This is a genomic window from Bradyrhizobium sp. NP1, from assembly GCF_030378205.1.
In the GTDB taxonomy this organism is placed as follows: Bacteria; Pseudomonadota; Alphaproteobacteria; order Rhizobiales; family Xanthobacteraceae; genus Bradyrhizobium.
This window is the reverse complement of the sequence record NZ_CP127385.1, coordinates 1,230,649-1,244,546: the sequence shown is the minus strand read 5'-3', so window position 1 is coordinate 1,244,546 and position 13,898 is coordinate 1,230,649. Positions and strand designations below refer to the sequence as shown.

At 64.7% G+C, this 13,898-nt stretch carries 16 protein-coding genes; 6 read left to right on the top strand and 10 right to left on the bottom strand.

Features of this window, described 5'->3' with window-relative positions; translation table 11 throughout:
• The first annotated feature begins 3 nt into the window (after window positions 1–3).
• From QOU61_RS05900 to QOU61_RS37335, 4 genes are all read left to right on the top strand, one after another.
• Window positions 4–909: an NAD(P)-dependent oxidoreductase gene (locus QOU61_RS05900; protein ID WP_289657184.1), complete on the top strand. Its 906-nt coding sequence runs from the start codon at window positions 4–6 to the stop codon at window positions 907–909.
• A 205-nt stretch (window positions 910–1,114) separates the two neighbouring features.
• On the top strand, window positions 1,115–1,906 hold the full coding sequence (locus tag QOU61_RS05895; RefSeq protein ID WP_289657183.1) for an outer membrane protein: 792 nt from the start codon (window positions 1,115–1,117) through the stop codon (window positions 1,904–1,906).
• 194 nt (window positions 1,907–2,100) lie between these two features.
• A complete protein-coding gene (locus QOU61_RS05890) occupies window positions 2,101–2,988 on the top strand; it encodes an outer membrane protein (protein ID WP_289657182.1) in 888 nt (295 codons plus the stop codon).
• A gap of 234 nt (window positions 2,989–3,222) precedes the next feature.
• Complete coding sequence (locus tag QOU61_RS37335; RefSeq protein WP_502876888.1) at window positions 3,223–3,591, top strand: immunity protein Imm33 domain-containing protein; 369 nt, start codon at window positions 3,223–3,225, stop codon at window positions 3,589–3,591.
• 1 nt (window position 3,592) lies between these two features.
• Here QOU61_RS37335 and lysA read toward each other — a convergent pair whose 3' ends face one another.
• The 3 genes from lysA to argH form a co-directional block, all read right to left on the bottom strand.
• The gene (gene lysA, locus QOU61_RS05885) at window positions 3,593–4,858 is read right to left on the bottom strand and encodes a diaminopimelate decarboxylase (RefSeq protein WP_289657181.1); all 1,266 of its coding nucleotides are present in this window, start codon (window positions 4,856–4,858) and stop codon (window positions 3,593–3,595) included.
• 182 nt (window positions 4,859–5,040) lie between these two features.
• A complete protein-coding gene (gene lptM, locus QOU61_RS05880) occupies window positions 5,041–5,316 on the bottom strand; it encodes an LPS translocon maturation chaperone LptM (protein ID WP_289657180.1) in 276 nt (91 codons plus the stop codon).
• A gap of 92 nt (window positions 5,317–5,408) precedes the next feature.
• Window positions 5,409–6,806 carry an argininosuccinate lyase gene (argH, locus tag QOU61_RS05875; protein WP_289657179.1) on the bottom strand — a complete coding sequence of 466 codons (1,398 nt, stop codon included), beginning with the start codon at window positions 6,804–6,806 and terminating at the stop codon, window positions 5,409–5,411.
• Window positions 6,807–6,916: 110 nt separating this feature from the next.
• On the opposite strand from argH, the gene tlpA reads away from it, so the two are divergent.
• Window positions 6,917–7,600 carry a thiol:disulfide interchange protein TlpA gene (tlpA, locus tag QOU61_RS05870; protein ID WP_289657178.1) on the top strand — a complete coding sequence of 228 codons (684 nt, stop codon included), beginning with the start codon at window positions 6,917–6,919 and terminating at the stop codon, window positions 7,598–7,600.
• A 6-nt stretch (window positions 7,601–7,606) separates the two neighbouring features.
• Here the strand turns inward: tlpA and QOU61_RS05865 are convergent, their stop codons facing one another.
• The 6 genes from QOU61_RS05865 to QOU61_RS05840 form a co-directional block, all read right to left on the bottom strand.
• Window positions 7,607–7,804: a putative motility protein gene (locus QOU61_RS05865; protein WP_289657177.1), complete on the bottom strand. Its 198-nt coding sequence runs from the start codon at window positions 7,802–7,804 to the stop codon at window positions 7,607–7,609.
• A 103-nt stretch (window positions 7,805–7,907) separates the two neighbouring features.
• Window positions 7,908–8,789: a 3-hydroxybutyryl-CoA dehydrogenase gene (locus tag QOU61_RS05860; RefSeq protein WP_289657176.1), complete on the bottom strand. Its 882-nt coding sequence runs from the start codon at window positions 8,787–8,789 to the stop codon at window positions 7,908–7,910.
• A 158-nt stretch (window positions 8,790–8,947) separates the two neighbouring features.
• Window positions 8,948–9,898 carry an electron transfer flavoprotein subunit alpha/FixB family protein gene (locus tag QOU61_RS05855; RefSeq protein ID WP_289657175.1) on the bottom strand — a complete coding sequence of 317 codons (951 nt, stop codon included), beginning with the start codon at window positions 9,896–9,898 and terminating at the stop codon, window positions 8,948–8,950.
• Window positions 9,899–10,648, bottom strand: coding sequence for an electron transfer flavoprotein subunit beta/FixA family protein (locus QOU61_RS05850; RefSeq protein WP_289657174.1), 750 nt, complete (start codon window positions 10,646–10,648; stop codon window positions 9,899–9,901).
• A 274-nt stretch (window positions 10,649–10,922) separates the two neighbouring features.
• A complete protein-coding gene (locus QOU61_RS05845) occupies window positions 10,923–11,495 on the bottom strand; it encodes a cob(I)yrinic acid a,c-diamide adenosyltransferase (protein ID WP_289657173.1) in 573 nt (190 codons plus the stop codon).
• Window positions 11,496–11,519: 24 nt separating this feature from the next.
• Entirely contained in the window at window positions 11,520–11,714 is a 195-nt protein-coding gene (locus QOU61_RS05840; RefSeq protein ID WP_289657172.1) for a twin transmembrane helix small protein, read from the bottom strand.
• A 150-nt stretch (window positions 11,715–11,864) separates the two neighbouring features.
• Here QOU61_RS05840 and QOU61_RS05835 point away from each other — a divergent pair, with 150 nt between their 5' ends.
• On the top strand, window positions 11,865–12,725 hold the full coding sequence (locus QOU61_RS05835) for a YihY/virulence factor BrkB family protein (RefSeq protein ID WP_502877011.1): 861 nt from the start codon (window positions 11,865–11,867) through the stop codon (window positions 12,723–12,725).
• Here QOU61_RS05835 and QOU61_RS05830 read toward each other — a convergent pair.
• Window positions 12,652–13,896, bottom strand: coding sequence for an ATP-binding protein (locus QOU61_RS05830; protein ID WP_289657170.1), 1,245 nt, complete (start codon window positions 13,894–13,896; stop codon window positions 12,652–12,654). The two genes, QOU61_RS05835 and QOU61_RS05830, sit on opposite strands and share 74 nt — an antisense overlap.
• Window positions 13,897–13,898 lie beyond the last annotated feature (2 nt).

Genomic DNA, 13,898 nt, shown 5'->3' with positions numbered 1-13,898 from the left:
GCCATGGAAATCGGATTCATCGGGCTCGGGAAGATGGGATTTCCCATGGCGCGACGTCTGATCGAGGCCGGCCATCAATTGACGGTGTTCGACACGCGCGAGGAGGCCGTCGAGGCGCTGCTCGCGCTCGGCGCGCAAGCCGCCTCCTCGCCAAAGGCGGTCGCGGACCGCACCGAGACCGTGATGGCGAGCCTGCCCTCGCTGCAGGCCTCGCTCGAGGTAGCGACCGGACAAGACGGCGTGATCGAGGGCGAGCGCGTCAGGCGCTTCGTCGATCTCTCCACCGTCGGCTCGCGGATGGCGGTGCGGATTTTCGACCTCCTCAAGCAACGGAACATCGTGCAGATCGACAGTCCCGTCTCCGGCGGCGTCGGCGGCGCCGAGAAAGGCACGCTGGCGGTGATGGTGTCGGGTCCGCGCACCGAGTTCGAGGCGGTGCGGCCGGCGCTCGCGGTGATCGGCAAGCTGTTCTTCATCGGGGAGAAGCCCGGCTCGGGGCAAACCATGAAGCTTGCCAACAACTTTCTCTCCGCGACCGCCATGGTCGCGACCTCGGAAGCCGTGGTGATGGGCGTCAAGGCGGGCCTCGACCCCAAGATCATGATCGACGTGATCAATGCCGGCTCCGGCATGAATACCGCAAGCCGCGACAAGTTTCCGCGCTCGGTGCTGCCGCGCAGCTTCGATTTCGGTTTCGCCACCGGACTGATGGTGAAGGACGTGCGGCTGGCACTGGAAGAGATGAAACAGCTGGGCTTATCGATGGAGGTGGCGGAGGCCGTCGCGCGGCTCTGGGAAGTGGTGATCCGTGAGGAAGGCGCGGAGTCGGATTTCACGGCGGCGATCAAGCCGATCGAGAAACAGGCCGGCGTGATCGTGGGCGGCAGCGGCGGCGCCATAGCGAAGTAGACTCTTCACCACTCTTCCTGTTCGCTTCTCGACAAGCGCGTGCGCGGATCAACAAGTCAGGTGTCGCGGCTCTGCAACAGCGCGTAGTCAAAATCGACGCAGTTCGGACACGCCCAAATACGGTTCGGCTCCCACTAACGCCTGCTGCGCGCGGCGCGACTAAACGTTCTCCACGACGATCCAACGGAATCGAATGGAGAACGAAATGATGATGAAGACCAAGACGCGCACGCTGCTCGGCGCCGCTTGCAGCGTTGCGTGCGTCGCGGCCGCGCCCGCGATGGCGGCGGACATGGGCGCGCCGGTCTACAAGGCGCCGGCTGCGGCCGTTTTCAACTGGACCGGGTTCTATGTCGGCGGGACCATCGGCGGCGGCATGGCGTCCCTGCCCGTGACCGACATGGACGATTTCGACACCGCCTTGAACGGGCCGACGCTGAAGTCCACCGGCGTGGTCGGTGGCCTGCATGCCGGTTACAATTGGCAGGTCGCGCCGTCGTTCCTGGTCGGCATCGAGGGTGATTTCAACTGGTCCAGCTTCAAGGACAGTGACACAACCTGCTTCGGCAATTGTTCCGTTATCTCGCGATTTGACCCAGTCGTCGCAACGTCCAAGCTCGACAATTTCAGCACGTTGCGGGCGCGGTTCGGGCTAGTCGCCGACCGCACGCTGCTCTACGTCACCGCAGGCCCTGCCTGGGGACATGTCGATGCATCGCTGACAGACTTCAATTGTCCGGCCTGCCGCCCCCCCGGCCAGGTCTTCGCCGCCGCATCCGACAGCAGCTATCGCATCGGTATCGCGGCGGGCGCGGGTGTCGAATATGCGCTGACGCAGAACTGGATCCTGCGCGGCGAATATCTTCACCTCGACTTCAGCAACAAGGACGCACAGTTCATCGAACCGACTGCCTTGCAGCCCAACACCAGCTTTCGCGCACGGTCGAGCGCGACGGCGGACCTTGCCCGCATCGGCGTGAGCTACAAGATCTGGTGATGCGAATGCGACAATCGCGGCGGCACGTCCCGCCGGATCATCTCTACTTCCAGACGCGGCACACAGGCCGGCCCAATGGGGCCGGCCTTTTTCTTGGCCTGGTACAAAGTGGTGTCGCCGCTCGGCAACATGAGCCGCGAAAATCAACGCAGTTCGCACGCGTTCAAATGCCGTTCGGCCGCCACTAAAGCCTGTTGCGCGCCTCGCGACTAACGTTCTCGACGACGATTTCATCGAATCGAGTGGAGAGCATCATGACCTCGAAGACCAAGACGCACGCGCTGCTCGGCGCTGCCTGCGGCGTGGCGCTGGGCGCGCTCGCAGCCGTGGCGCCTGCGATGGCGGCGGACATGGGCGCACCTGTTTACAAGGCCGCACCGGCTGCCGCTGTCTTCAATTGGACCGGATTCTATCTCGGCGGCAGCGTCGGCGGCGGTATGGCGTCGCTGCCCGTGACCGACTTGGACGATTTCGCGCCGTTCCTGAACGGACCGGCATTGAAGTCCACCGGCGTGGTCGGGGGCGTGCATGCCGGGTACAATTGGCAGTTCGCGCCGTCGTTCCTAGTCGGCATCGAGGGCGATTTCAACTGGTCGAGCTTCAAGGACAGTGACACGACTTGCTTCACTGGCTCTTGCTCCGATCCTCGGAGCAATCAACTCGTTGCGTCGTCGAAGCTCGACCAATTCGCCACCTTGCGGGCGCGGTTCGGGCTGACCTCCGACCGCACGCTGCTCTACGTCACCGCTGGCCCGGCCTGGGGGCATATCGATGCATCGCTGACAGAATCCAATTGTGTGGATCCGAGTTGCAGCCGCTTTGGCCGCGTTGCCGGCCAGTTCCTCGCTGCCGCTTCGGACAGCAGCTATCACATCGGCATCGCAGCTGGCGCCGGCGTCGAATATGCGCTGACCCAGAACTGGATCCTGCGCGGCGAATACCTTCACCTCGATTTCAGCAATAGTGACGCAACGTTCAGGACCGTACCTAACCTTAGCGGGGACCCCAACGCTCGCTTTCGCGCCCGGTCGACCGCGACCGCGGACCTCGCCCGCATCGGCGTGAGCTACAAGATCTGGTGATGGGGATGCGATGATCGCGGCGGCACGCCCGCCGCGATTGACCTGATCGACGCGAACGAATCTCCTGTCGTCCCGGCCAAGCGCTCGCCTGGCAACGCGCAGCGTTGTCCAGAGCGCGAGCCGTGATCCATGACCCCGAATGGCTGTGTTGCAATTCGCTGTGGCCACGGTAACCTCGGCAATCAAGCTGAGCGTGATCGTGGGCGGCGCCAAGGGCAACCTCGTGGCGAAGTAATGGATGCGGACACAAGGAACCAGCAGCAGGCGATTTGCGCGCGTTTTGGTGCGCGGTACTTTGCGTGCGGGCCGGCGCACAAAGTTGGAGTATCGAGAAACGTAAAGGAGGGCGGCCGCCCCCTGAATGGATTACGAATCTCACCCAGCGGAGATTCCTGCGGTTGGTACATCTGGGCGGGCGAGCGCTTCTCTGCGGAACCGGATTTTTTCGTGCCCTTGCATGCATCCCACCTCGCGGAGTGGGCTCCGTTGGTTATTCCGTATCTAGGGCTACCTCCCGGCTGGCGATTTCTTGTCGCCGAACAATACGAAGATGTTTGGCATGATCCTCAACTGCCTGAAGCCGACAGGCATGCTTTGAGGTAGATCACAGCCAGGGTGCGGGCTTGTCCATCGCGATCAGCGCATCGACGTCGACGCGCGGGCGCACCACGGCATACTGGTCGCCCTTGACCAGCACTTCCGGCACCAGGGGCCGGGTGTTGTAGCTGCCCGCCTGCACCGCGCCATAGGCGCCGGCGGTCATGATCGCCACGAGATCGCCGGGCTTCGGCTCGGGAAGCGTGCGGTCGAGCGCGAGGTAGTCACCGCTCTCGCAGACCGGCCCAACCACGTCGGCGACAATTCGTCGCGCGCCGGCGGCGGGCTCGACCACCGGCAGGATGTCGTGATGCGCCTCGTAGAGCGTCGGGCGGATCAGGTCGTTCATCGCGGCGTCGATGATCACGAAATTCTTCGCATCGCCGTGCTTCACATAGATCACGCGGGCAACCAGGATGCCGGCATTGCCGACGATCAGCCGGCCCGGCTCGAACATCAGCATGCAGCCGAGATTGTGCGCGACCCGCTTGACCATCGCGGCATAGGCGTCCGGCGCCGGCGGCGCCTCGCGGTCCATGTAATAGGGGATGCCGAGGCCGCCGCCGAAATCGATGTGGGAAATAGTGTGGCCGTCGGCGCGCAGGTCCTGCACGAACTCGACCAGCAGCCGAAACGCGGTCTCCATGCGGCCAAGCTCGGTGATCTGGCTGCCGATATGCATGTCGGCGCCGCTCACCTGGATGCCCGGCAGCTTCGCGGCACGCGCATAGACCTCGCGGGCGCGCGACAGCGGGATGCCGAACTTGTTCTCGGACTTGCCGGTCGAGATCTTGGCATGGGTGCCGGCATCGACATCCGGATTGACCCGCACCGAGATGCGCGCGGTCTTGCCGGTCTCGGCGGCAAGGCGCGACAGCAGTTCGAGCTCGGGTTCGGACTCGATGTTGATGCAGAGGATGTCGGCCGCGAGCGCCGCGCGCAGCTCGGCCTCGGTCTTGCCGACACCGGAGAACACGATCTTTGAAGGCGGGATGCCGGCTGCGAGCGCGCGCTTCAGCTCGCCGCCCGAGACCACATCGGCGCCCGCGCCCAGCTTCGCCAGCGTGCGCAGCACCGACTGGTTGGAATTCGCCTTCATGGCGTAGCAGACCAGCACCTTCTCGCCGGCGAACGCCTCGGTGAAGACGCGGTAGTGCCGCTCCAGCGTCGCGGTCGAGTAGCAGTAGAACGGCGTGCCCACCGCCTGCGCCAGATCGGACAGATTGACCGCCTCGGCGTGCAGCACGCCGTTGCGATAGTCGAAATGGTTCATCTCAAGCTCTAGTGCCGCCGATCTGAAGTTCCTGCACCGGGCGCCGCAAATTCATCTCAGGAACTTCAGATCGAAAAGCGGCACCAGAATCATAGTCTTGCGAGTGCCCTTGCTTTCCGAAGTTCGTGTGCGAGAGCGCGGCATATATATCACGAACTTCGGAAAGCGGGCACTCGTCGAGATCAGTTGCCGAGAAGCGGATCGAGAGCGAACGGGCGCTTCTTGCCTCTCGGCGCGCTCATCGAAGGGTCGGCGCTGCCGTAATTCGGATTGAAGACGGTCTGTTTGTTCGCGTTGTCCGCCGCGGTATCGGTCGGCGCGGCGTTGGCCGTCGGCGATGGCGCGCCCGGCGGCAGGTCGAGCGGCCCCTTGCGGCCGCAGCCGGACAGCGCGAGCAGCGCCGCGCACAAGAGAATGATGGCCCCTCCCGAAGACGCCGGGCTCAGTTTGCGATTCACGATGAAATCCCCAATGCGGGCCGCACCATACAAAGATTGTTCGGTTCTGGCGAGAGCGGGACAAAGTGGAAATTTGCGCGGAAATCCAAGGCTCAGCCCAATTTTCGCTGTTTTTCGAGCCGCTTCAGCCAGCCCTTCGCCTGCGCCAGCACGTTCTTCGGCGCAGTGCCGCCGAAACTGGTGCGGCTTTTCACCGAGGCGTCCACCGACAACACCTTCAAGGCATCAGCGGTAATCTTCGGCTCGACCTCCTGCATGGCGGCGAGCGGCAGCTCATGCAGGGCCACGCCCTTTTTCGACGCCAGCGCGACGATGCGGCCGGTGACGTGATGGGCCTCGCGGAACGGCATCTTCAGGGTTCTGACCAGCCAGTCGGCAAGATCGGTCGCGGTGGCATAGCCTTCGCCGGCGGCCTGCTTCATCCGCGCCTCGTCGGGCACGAGATCGAGCACCATGCCGGTCATGGCGCGGATCGCGAGCGAGAGCGCGGCAAAGGCCTCCATCGCGCCCTGCTTGTCCTCCTGCATGTCCTTCTGATAGGCGAGCGGCAGGCCTTTCATCACGATGAGCAGCGCATTCAGCGCGCCGATCACGCGTCCCGTCTTGGCGCGCACCAGCTCAGCCGCGTCGGGGTTGCGCTTCTGCGGCATGATCGAGGAACCGGTGGTGAACTTGTCGCTCAGGCGCACCAGGCCGACCAACGGGGAGGTCCACACCACGATCTCCTCGGCGAAGCGCGACAGGTGGATGGCGCAGATCGATGCCGCCGACAGCGTCTCCAGCACGAAGTCGCGGTCGGAGACCGCGTCGAGCGAATTGGCCATCGGCCGGTCGAAGCCAAGCGCCTTCGCGGTCGCGGCGCGGTCGATCGGGAACGAGGTGCCGGCGAGCGCGGCCGCCCCCAGCGGCGATTCGTTCAGCCGTTTGCGCGCATCCGCGAAGCGGCCGCGGTCGCGCCAGGCCATCTCGACATAGGCGAGCAGATGATGGCCGAAGGTCACGGGCTGCGCGGTCTGCAGATGGGTGAAGCCCGGCATCACGGTTGAGGCATGCTCGATCGCCCGTTGCACCAGCGCATGCTGGAAGGAAGCGAGCGCCGCATCGGTCGCATCGATCGTGTCGCGGACATAGAGGCGGAAGTCGGTCGCCACCTGGTCGTTGCGCGAGCGCGCGGTGTGCAGGCGCCCGGCGGCGGGCCCGATCAGCTCGGACAGACGGCTTTCGACATTCATATGGATGTCTTCGAGCGCGCGCTTGAAATCGAACGAGCCCTTGTCGATTTCTGACAAAATCGTGTCTAGACCCTTGCCGATATTTTTTGCATCAGAAGCGCTGATGATGCCTTGCGCTGCGAGCATGGCCGCGTGCGCCTTGGACGCAGCGATGTCCTGGGCATAAAGGTGCCGGTCGACGTCGATGGAGACGTTGATTTCCTCCATGATCGCGTCGGGACGCTCCGAAAACCGGCCGCCCCACATCTTGTTGCTCATGACCTTTTGCTCATGACTTGCCCTGCCCTTCGATACCGCCGCCGGATAAAGCGCTTTTCCGGATGCCGGCGCGGTAATAAGAGGCCTTGCATAACCGTATCTGAGACCGAATGACAAACGATATGCCTGACCGTCCCGCCCCCGCTGCCGCCGCGCGCCGGATTCCGCTTGCCATCGGCATGGTGCTGGTCGGCGCGGCCATCGGTTTTGCGGCCGTATACGGCTACGGGCGGCTGAAAGGCAATGCGGGCGGCGATCCGGCCTGCCGGGCGGCCGTCGACGTTGCGAAGCGGATCGCGCCGCTCGCCCATGGCGAGGTGGCGGCGCTGACCATGGCGACGACCCCGCTGCGGCTGCCGGACCTCGCCTTCGAGGACGCCAATGGCGCGCCGAAGAAGCTATCGGACTGGCGCGGCAAGACGGTGCTGGTGAATCTGTGGGCGACCTGGTGCGTGCCCTGCCGCAAGGAGATGCCGGCGCTGGACAGGCTTCAGACCAGGCTCGGCGGCCCCAATTTCGAGGTGGTGGCGATCAACATCGACACCCGCGATTCCGACAAGCCGAAGGCCTTTCTGAAGGATGGCAATCTGACCCGGCTCGGCTATTTCACCGATCAGAAAGCCAAGGTTTTCCAGGACCTTAAGCAGATAGGCCGGGCGCTCGGCATGCCCACCTCGGTGCTCGTGGACGGCCAGGGCTGCGAGATCGCGACGATTGCGGGGCCGGCTGAATGGGACAGCGAGGACGCGGTCAAGCTGATCAAGGCCGCTATGCAGCCCGCCGCGGCGTTTTAGCGCGGTTCAGGCCGAAATATTGAGATTGCCGCCGACGCCTGCGCCGACATTGGCCAGCGACAGCGTCTGCTGGGCTCCGCCGAGCAGGGTCTCGACCGCCGATTTCTGAGAATCGAGGTTCGACTTCAGCACGGAGGTCGCCACCTGCTGCTGCACCGCCCCCGCCTTCGCCGCCATGATGGCGGCAACCAGACTCATGTCCATACCCGGCACCCCGAAACTTCCGCGCGCAACTTACGGGCTGAGAGTTAACGAGTGGTGGAAGATGTGCCGGGGGATTGCCGGGTCATGCCCGGCAATGACGAGCTTACCGCGTCGGAACCGGCTTCGGGCCGCGATAGTCGTAGAAGCCGCGCTGGGTCTTGCGCCCGAGCCAGCCCGCCTCGACATATTTCACCAAAAGTGGACAGGGCCGGTATTTGGAATCGGCTAGTCCTTCGTGCAGCACCTGCATGATGGAGAGGCAGGTGTCGAGCCCAATGAAGTCGGCGAGCTCCAGCGGCCCCATCGGATGATGGGCGCCGAGCTTCATCGCCGCGTCGATCGCCTCGACATTGCCGACACCCTCATAGAGCGTGTAGATCGCCTCGTTGATCATCGGCAGCAGGATGCGGTTGACGATGAAGGCCGGGAAATCCTCCGACACCGCGACCTGCTTGCCGAGCCGACTGACGAATTCCTTCGCGGTGTCGAAGGTCGCATCATCGGTGGCGATGCCGCGGATCAGTTCGACCAGCTCCATCAGCGGCACCGGATTCATGAAGTGAATGCCGATGAAGCGCTCGGGGCGATCGGTGGATGCGGCGAGCCGTGTGATCGAGATCGACGAGGTGTTGGAGGCGATGATCGCTTCCGGCTTCACCACCGCGCAGACGTCGTGAAAGATCTTGCGCTTGACCTCTTCCTTCTCGACCGCGCTTTCGATCACGAGATCGCAATCGGCAAGCCCTTCGAGGCTCTCGGTCGGCGTGATCCGCCCGAGCGCCTGATTGCGCGCGTCGTCGCTGATGACCTTCTTGGCAACCTGACGTGACAGGTTGCCGTTGATGGTCGCCATGCCCGATTTCAGGCGATCGGACGAAATGTCGGTGAGCACCACGTGCAATCCGGCCACCGCCGCCACATGCGCGATGCCATTGCCCATCTGGCCCGCGCCGATCACACCGATTTTGTTGATCTGAGATGCCATCTTCTCATCCACCGAACCGGCGCGCATATCGCGCCTGCCCACCCGTCCCGCCAGTCTTCAATGCGCCGTGAGGAGAAGCGGAACCCGCCCGCTCAAGGTGCTCTTCTTCAATATAGGACACCGGCCGGCGCTCGCGCATCTGGCCGTTCGAATCATCGTTACTTTCCGAGTTTGCCGAGCGCATCGGTCAGCTCGGGAACCGCCTGATAGAGGTCCGCGACCAGGCCGTAATCGGCGACCTGGAAGATCGGCGCATCCTCGTCCTTGTTGATGGCGACGATCACCTTGGAGTCCTTCATGCCGGCGAGATGCTGGATGGCGCCGGAGATGCCGATCGCGACATAAAGTTCCGGGGCGACCACCTTGCCGGTCTGCCCGACCTGCCAGTCGTTCGGCGCGTAGCCCGCATCGACTGCCGCGCGCGAGGCGCCGACACCGGCGCCGAGCTTGTCGGCGAGCGGCTCGATATATTTCGCGAAGTTCTCGCGGCTCTGCATGGCGCGGCCGCCGGAGACGATGATCCTGGCCGAGGTCAGCTCGGGGCGATCGCTCTTGGCGACTTCCTCGCCGACGAAGCTGGAAAGGCCGGGATCGGCCGCGGCTGCGGCGTTCTCGATCGCGGCACTGCCGCCCGCACCGGTCGCCGCGAAGGTCGAGGTGCGCACCGTGATCACCTTCTTGGCGTCCTTGGACTTCACCGTCTGGATCGCATTGCCGGCATAGATCGGCCGCTCGAACGTGTCGGGCGCAACCACCTTGATGATCTCCGACACCTGCATGACGTCGAGCAGCGCCGCGACGCGCGGCATCACGTTCTTGAAGCGCGAGGTCGCGGGCGCGACGATCGCATCATACGCCGCCGCGAGCGAGACGATCAGCGCTGCCAAGGGCTCGGCGAGATCATGCTCGTAAGCAGCGCCTTCGGCGACGAGCACCTTGGTCACGCCCTGCAGCTTGGAGGCAGCTTCCGCCGCCGCCTTGGTGCCCTGGCCGCCGCCGGCGACCAGCACATGCACCTCACCGCCGAGCTGGGCGGCCGCGGTTAGCGCCTTGTTGGTCGCGTCCTTCAGCGATTCATGATCGTGTTCGGCAATCAACAGCGTCGTCATTTAGAGAACCCCGGCTTCATTCTTCAGCTTCGACACCAGCTCGGCGACGTCCTTGACCTTGACGCCCGCCTTGCGGCCCGGCGGCTCCGATGTCTTGAGGATTTCCAGATGCGGCGCGAGATCGACGCCGTAGTCGGACGCGTTCTTCTCCGCGATCGGCTTCTTCTTCGCCTTCATGATGTTCGGCAGCGAGGCGTAGCGCGGCTCGTTGAGGCGGAGGTCGGTGGTGACGATCGCCGGCCCCTTCAGCTTCACGGTCTGCAGGCCGCCGTCGACCTCACGCGTCACCTTGAAGTCGCTTCCATCGACTTCCAGCTTGGAGGCGAAAGTCGCCTGCGACCAGCCGAGCAAGGCAGCCAGCATCTGGCCGGTCTGGTTGCTATCGTCGTCGATCGCCTGCTTGCCGAGAATGATGAGGCCCGGCTGCTCCTCGTCGGCGATCTTCTTGAGGATCTTGGCCACCGCGAGCGGCTCGACATTGCCTTCCGCCTTGACCAGGATGCCGCGGTCGGCGCCCATCGCAAGCCCGGTGCGGATGGTTTCGGTGGCCTGTGCGGGCCCGATCGACACCACCACGACCTCGGTCGCCTTGCCCGCCTCCTTCAGGCGCAGGGCCTCCTCGACCGCGATTTCGTCGAATGGATTCATCGACATCTTGACGTTGGCGAGCTCGACGCCCGATCCGTCGCCCTTGACGCGGATCTTGACGTTGTAGTCGACCACCCGCTTGACCGGCACCAGAACCTTCATCGATCCTCTTTCGCTTGAAAATGTCGGGGTTTGCTGTGCTTTGCGCGGAACCTAAAGCGCCCGCCAACCCCGGTCAACGCGCGCAAGGCTAAAAATCGGCCCTGGGTGGTGGTTCAGAAGCCCGCATCTTTGTCGCCGCGCGTTCGCCATGCGGATTTCTGAACCAAAGCCACACTAGATCAATAAGTTGACAATGTCCTTCGATTCCTGAAGTTCGCAAACTGGCGGCCGCAGAATGATGCGAACTTCGAAATCGCGACACCAAGGCCCGGTGTCAGCGGTTCTGGCCCGGCACCCAGAGCACGTCACCCGCACCATTATTATTGGCAGTGCGGCTTGCCACAAAGAGGAAATCCGACAGCCGGTTGAGATACTGGATCGCCGCCGCGCCGACCGGCTCGTCCGGCCTGGCGGCGAGTTCCACCACCACGCGTTCCGCCCGGCGGCATATCGTGCGCGCCAGATGCAGATGGGCCGCCGCCGCCGTGCCGCCCGGCAGCACGAAGGAAGTCAGGGCTGCGAGCTTCTCGTTGAGCTGATCGATCTCGCGCTCCAGCCGCTCGACCTGGCTCGCGAGCAGCCGCAGGCGCTCGGCCTTGCCCTGGCGCTCGGGCACCGCGAGGTCGGCGCCGAGGTCGAACAGGTCGTTCTGGATCCGGCCCAGCATCGCATCGAGCTCCACTGCATCCTTCAGATGCAGGCGCACGACGCCGATCGCGGCGTTGGTTTCGTCGACGGTCCCGTAGGCCGTCACCCGCAGATCAAATTTCGGACGCCGCTCGCCGCTGCCAAGCGCGGTAGAGCCGTCATCGCCAGTCTTCGTATAAATCCGATTGAGCACGACCATGTGTTTGTCCTCACGCCGTCATCGTCACCGTCCCATCGCCCAGACCGCGAGCATGGTGATGATGATGGCCACGAATTGCAGCAAAACGCGCAGCCGCATCAATTGCTGCGAGCGGTTCGGCGAACCGCCTCGCATCATGTTGACGAGGCCGAGCAGAAGCACCAGCGCGACCGCGCCGACGGCGATGGGAAGCAGGAAAGAGCTCAGGAAGGATGCCATGCCCCGTCCATAACACTGTGCGGGACCGACCGCCACAAGGCGAGGAACGATCTGGCTTTTAAGCCGATAATATCAGATGGTACCCGCGAATCCCTCGTCCGCCGTCCCGGGTGCAATGTGAGGCAGCTCCGCTCCGTCTACCTCATCGTGATGGACGCCTTCTACACGTTCCTGGCTGACGATGGCTGGGCCATCGCCAGCCATATCGCGCTGTCAACGCTGATGGCGCTGTTCCCGTTCCTGATCGTGCTGACCTCGCTTGCAGGCTTCTTCGGCTCCAAGGAGCTCGCCGACCAGGCCGTCGAGCTGCTGTTGCAGATCTGGCCGAAGCAGGTCGCCGATGCGCTGTCGGGCCAAATCCACGACGTGCTGACCACGACGCGCGGCGACATCCTGACCATCGGTGCGGTTCTTGCCGTGTACTTCGCCTCCAACGGCGTGGAAGCGCTGCGTATCGCGCTCAACCGCGCCTATGCGGTGGTCGAGGCGCGGCGCTGGTACTGGCTCAGACTGGAATCGATCGGCTACACGCTGGTCGCCGCCTTCACCTCGCTCGCGATGGCGTTCCTGATCGTGCTCGGGCCGCTGATCATCGAGGCGGTGCGCCGCCATATCCCGCTGATCGTGGAGAGCAACGAGCAGCTTCTTACCATCGTGCGCTACGGCATCACCATCGTCGCGCTGATCGTCGCGTTGCTCATTCTGCACGCCTGGCTGCCGGCAGGACGGCGCACCTTCCTGCAGATCCTGCCCGGCATCATCTTCACGCTGGTGGCGTCGCTGATATCGGGCATCGTGTTCGGCCAGTATCTGGCGCGCTTCGCCAACAACTACGTCACGATGTATGCGGGACTCGCCTCGGTCGTCATCGCGCTGGTGTTCCTGTATTTCATCGCCGCGATCTTCGTCTTCGGCGGCGAGCTCAACGCCGCGATCATCAAGTCGCAGCTGCCGCACGGCGTAACGCTTCAAGCAGCGCAGTCGCTAAGGCCCGCGGAGACACGGGCTTGAGCAGGAACGCGTCGGCGCCGGCCGCGCGCGAGGCGGCTTCGTCTTCGCCGCGCCCGGAAACGCCGATGATCGGAATCCGGCCGGCCGGCGGCGGCAGGGCGCGAATCCGCCTGATCGCCTCGATGCCGTCGATCCCCGGCAGCACCATGTCCATCAGCACCGCGTCGAAAGCGCCCTGCGCGATGCGCTCGGCCGCGACCTCGCCACGGCCGATGAATTCGGCCTGATGGCCGAGCTCGGTCAGGATGGTGTTGAGCACCACGCGGCCGAACGGATTGTCCTCGACGCTGAGCACGCGCAGCGGCCGCGCGGCTTCCGGCGCCGCTCCCTCGGACGCATCCGCCGTGGCCGGCAACGCCGGACCGGCGCAATCGAGCCTGACCGTCAGCGTGAAGGTGGTCCCGCCGCCTGGCCGCGGCGCGACGACGATGTCGCCGCCCATCGACCGGGCAAGCTGCTTGACCGAGGACAGCCCGAGGCCGGCGCCGCCGAAGCGCGCCGCAACCGAGACGTTGGCCTGCGAGAACGGCCGGAACAGCCGCTTGATCTCGGCGAGCGTCAGCCCGATCCCGCTGTCCGAGACCGCGAAGGCGACCAGAATCTTGCGCTTGTCGCGACCACGCTGCGGTGACACCGCGAGTGCGACACCGCCCTGCTCGGTGAACTTCACGGCGTTGTCGATCAGGTTTTCCAGCGCCGCGCGCAGGCGGACGGGATCGCCGACCACGAGCGCGGGAATTCCATCTGCGATGTCCACCTGCGATTGCAGCCCTTTCGCCGCCGCGCGGCCGGCCAGCGAATCCCCGGCGCTGCGGGCGAGCGCGCGCAGGTCGAACAGATCCTGCCGCAGCCGGGAGGCGACGGCGGCATCCTTGGCGGCGTCGACGAACAGGGTGGCGAGGCTTGCCAGATGCTCAGCGCCGGCCTTGATGGTGTCGACCCAGCGCCGCTCGCGCTCGCCGAGCTCCGAGGTCGCAAGCAGGTCGCTGATGGCCAGGATTCCGGTGAGCGGCGTGCGCACCTCGTGGGCGAAGGTGGCGAGCGCCGTTTCGACCACGCCGGGCGCCGCAGCCTGGCTGCGCCGGCGCGGCTTTGCCGCCGGTTTTGCGGCGCGTTTCCGTGTCGGCCGCTTAGGCCGGACGGCGCGCGCTGAGCGCTTCCTTGGCGCCATGA

Coding starts and splice junctions, on each gene's coding strand:
- QOU61_RS05900 (WP_289657184.1), top strand. CDS start 4: ATGGAAATCGGATTCATCGGGCTCGGGAAGATGGGATTTCCCATGGCG.
- QOU61_RS05895 (WP_289657183.1), top strand. CDS start 1,115: ATGATGATGAAGACCAAGACGCGCACGCTGCTCGGCGCCGCTTGCAGC.
- QOU61_RS37335 (WP_502876888.1), top strand. CDS start 3,223: ATGGATGCGGACACAAGGAACCAGCAGCAGGCGATTTGCGCGCGTTTT.
- lysA (WP_289657181.1), bottom strand. CDS start 4,858: ATGAACCATTTCGACTATCGCAACGGCGTGCTGCACGCCGAGGCGGTC.
- argH (WP_289657179.1), bottom strand. CDS start 6,806: ATGAGCAACAAGATGTGGGGCGGCCGGTTTTCGGAGCGTCCCGACGCG.
- tlpA (WP_289657178.1), top strand. CDS start 6,917: ATGACAAACGATATGCCTGACCGTCCCGCCCCCGCTGCCGCCGCGCGC.
- QOU61_RS05865 (WP_289657177.1), bottom strand. CDS start 7,804: ATGGACATGAGTCTGGTTGCCGCCATCATGGCGGCGAAGGCGGGGGCG.
- QOU61_RS05860 (WP_289657176.1), bottom strand. CDS start 8,789: ATGGCATCTCAGATCAACAAAATCGGTGTGATCGGCGCGGGCCAGATG.
- QOU61_RS05855 (WP_289657175.1), bottom strand. CDS start 9,898: ATGACGACGCTGTTGATTGCCGAACACGATCATGAATCGCTGAAGGAC.
- QOU61_RS05850 (WP_289657174.1), bottom strand. CDS start 10,648: ATGAAGGTTCTGGTGCCGGTCAAGCGGGTGGTCGACTACAACGTCAAG.
- QOU61_RS05845 (WP_289657173.1), bottom strand. CDS start 11,495: ATGGTCGTGCTCAATCGGATTTATACGAAGACTGGCGATGACGGCTCT.
- QOU61_RS05840 (WP_289657172.1), bottom strand. CDS start 11,714: ATGGCATCCTTCCTGAGCTCTTTCCTGCTTCCCATCGCCGTCGGCGCG.
- QOU61_RS05835 (WP_502877011.1), top strand. CDS start 11,865: ATGGACGCCTTCTACACGTTCCTGGCTGACGATGGCTGGGCCATCGCC.
- QOU61_RS05830 (WP_289657170.1), bottom strand. CDS start 13,896: ATGGCGCCAAGGAAGCGCTCAGCGCGCGCCGTCCGGCCTAAGCGGCCG.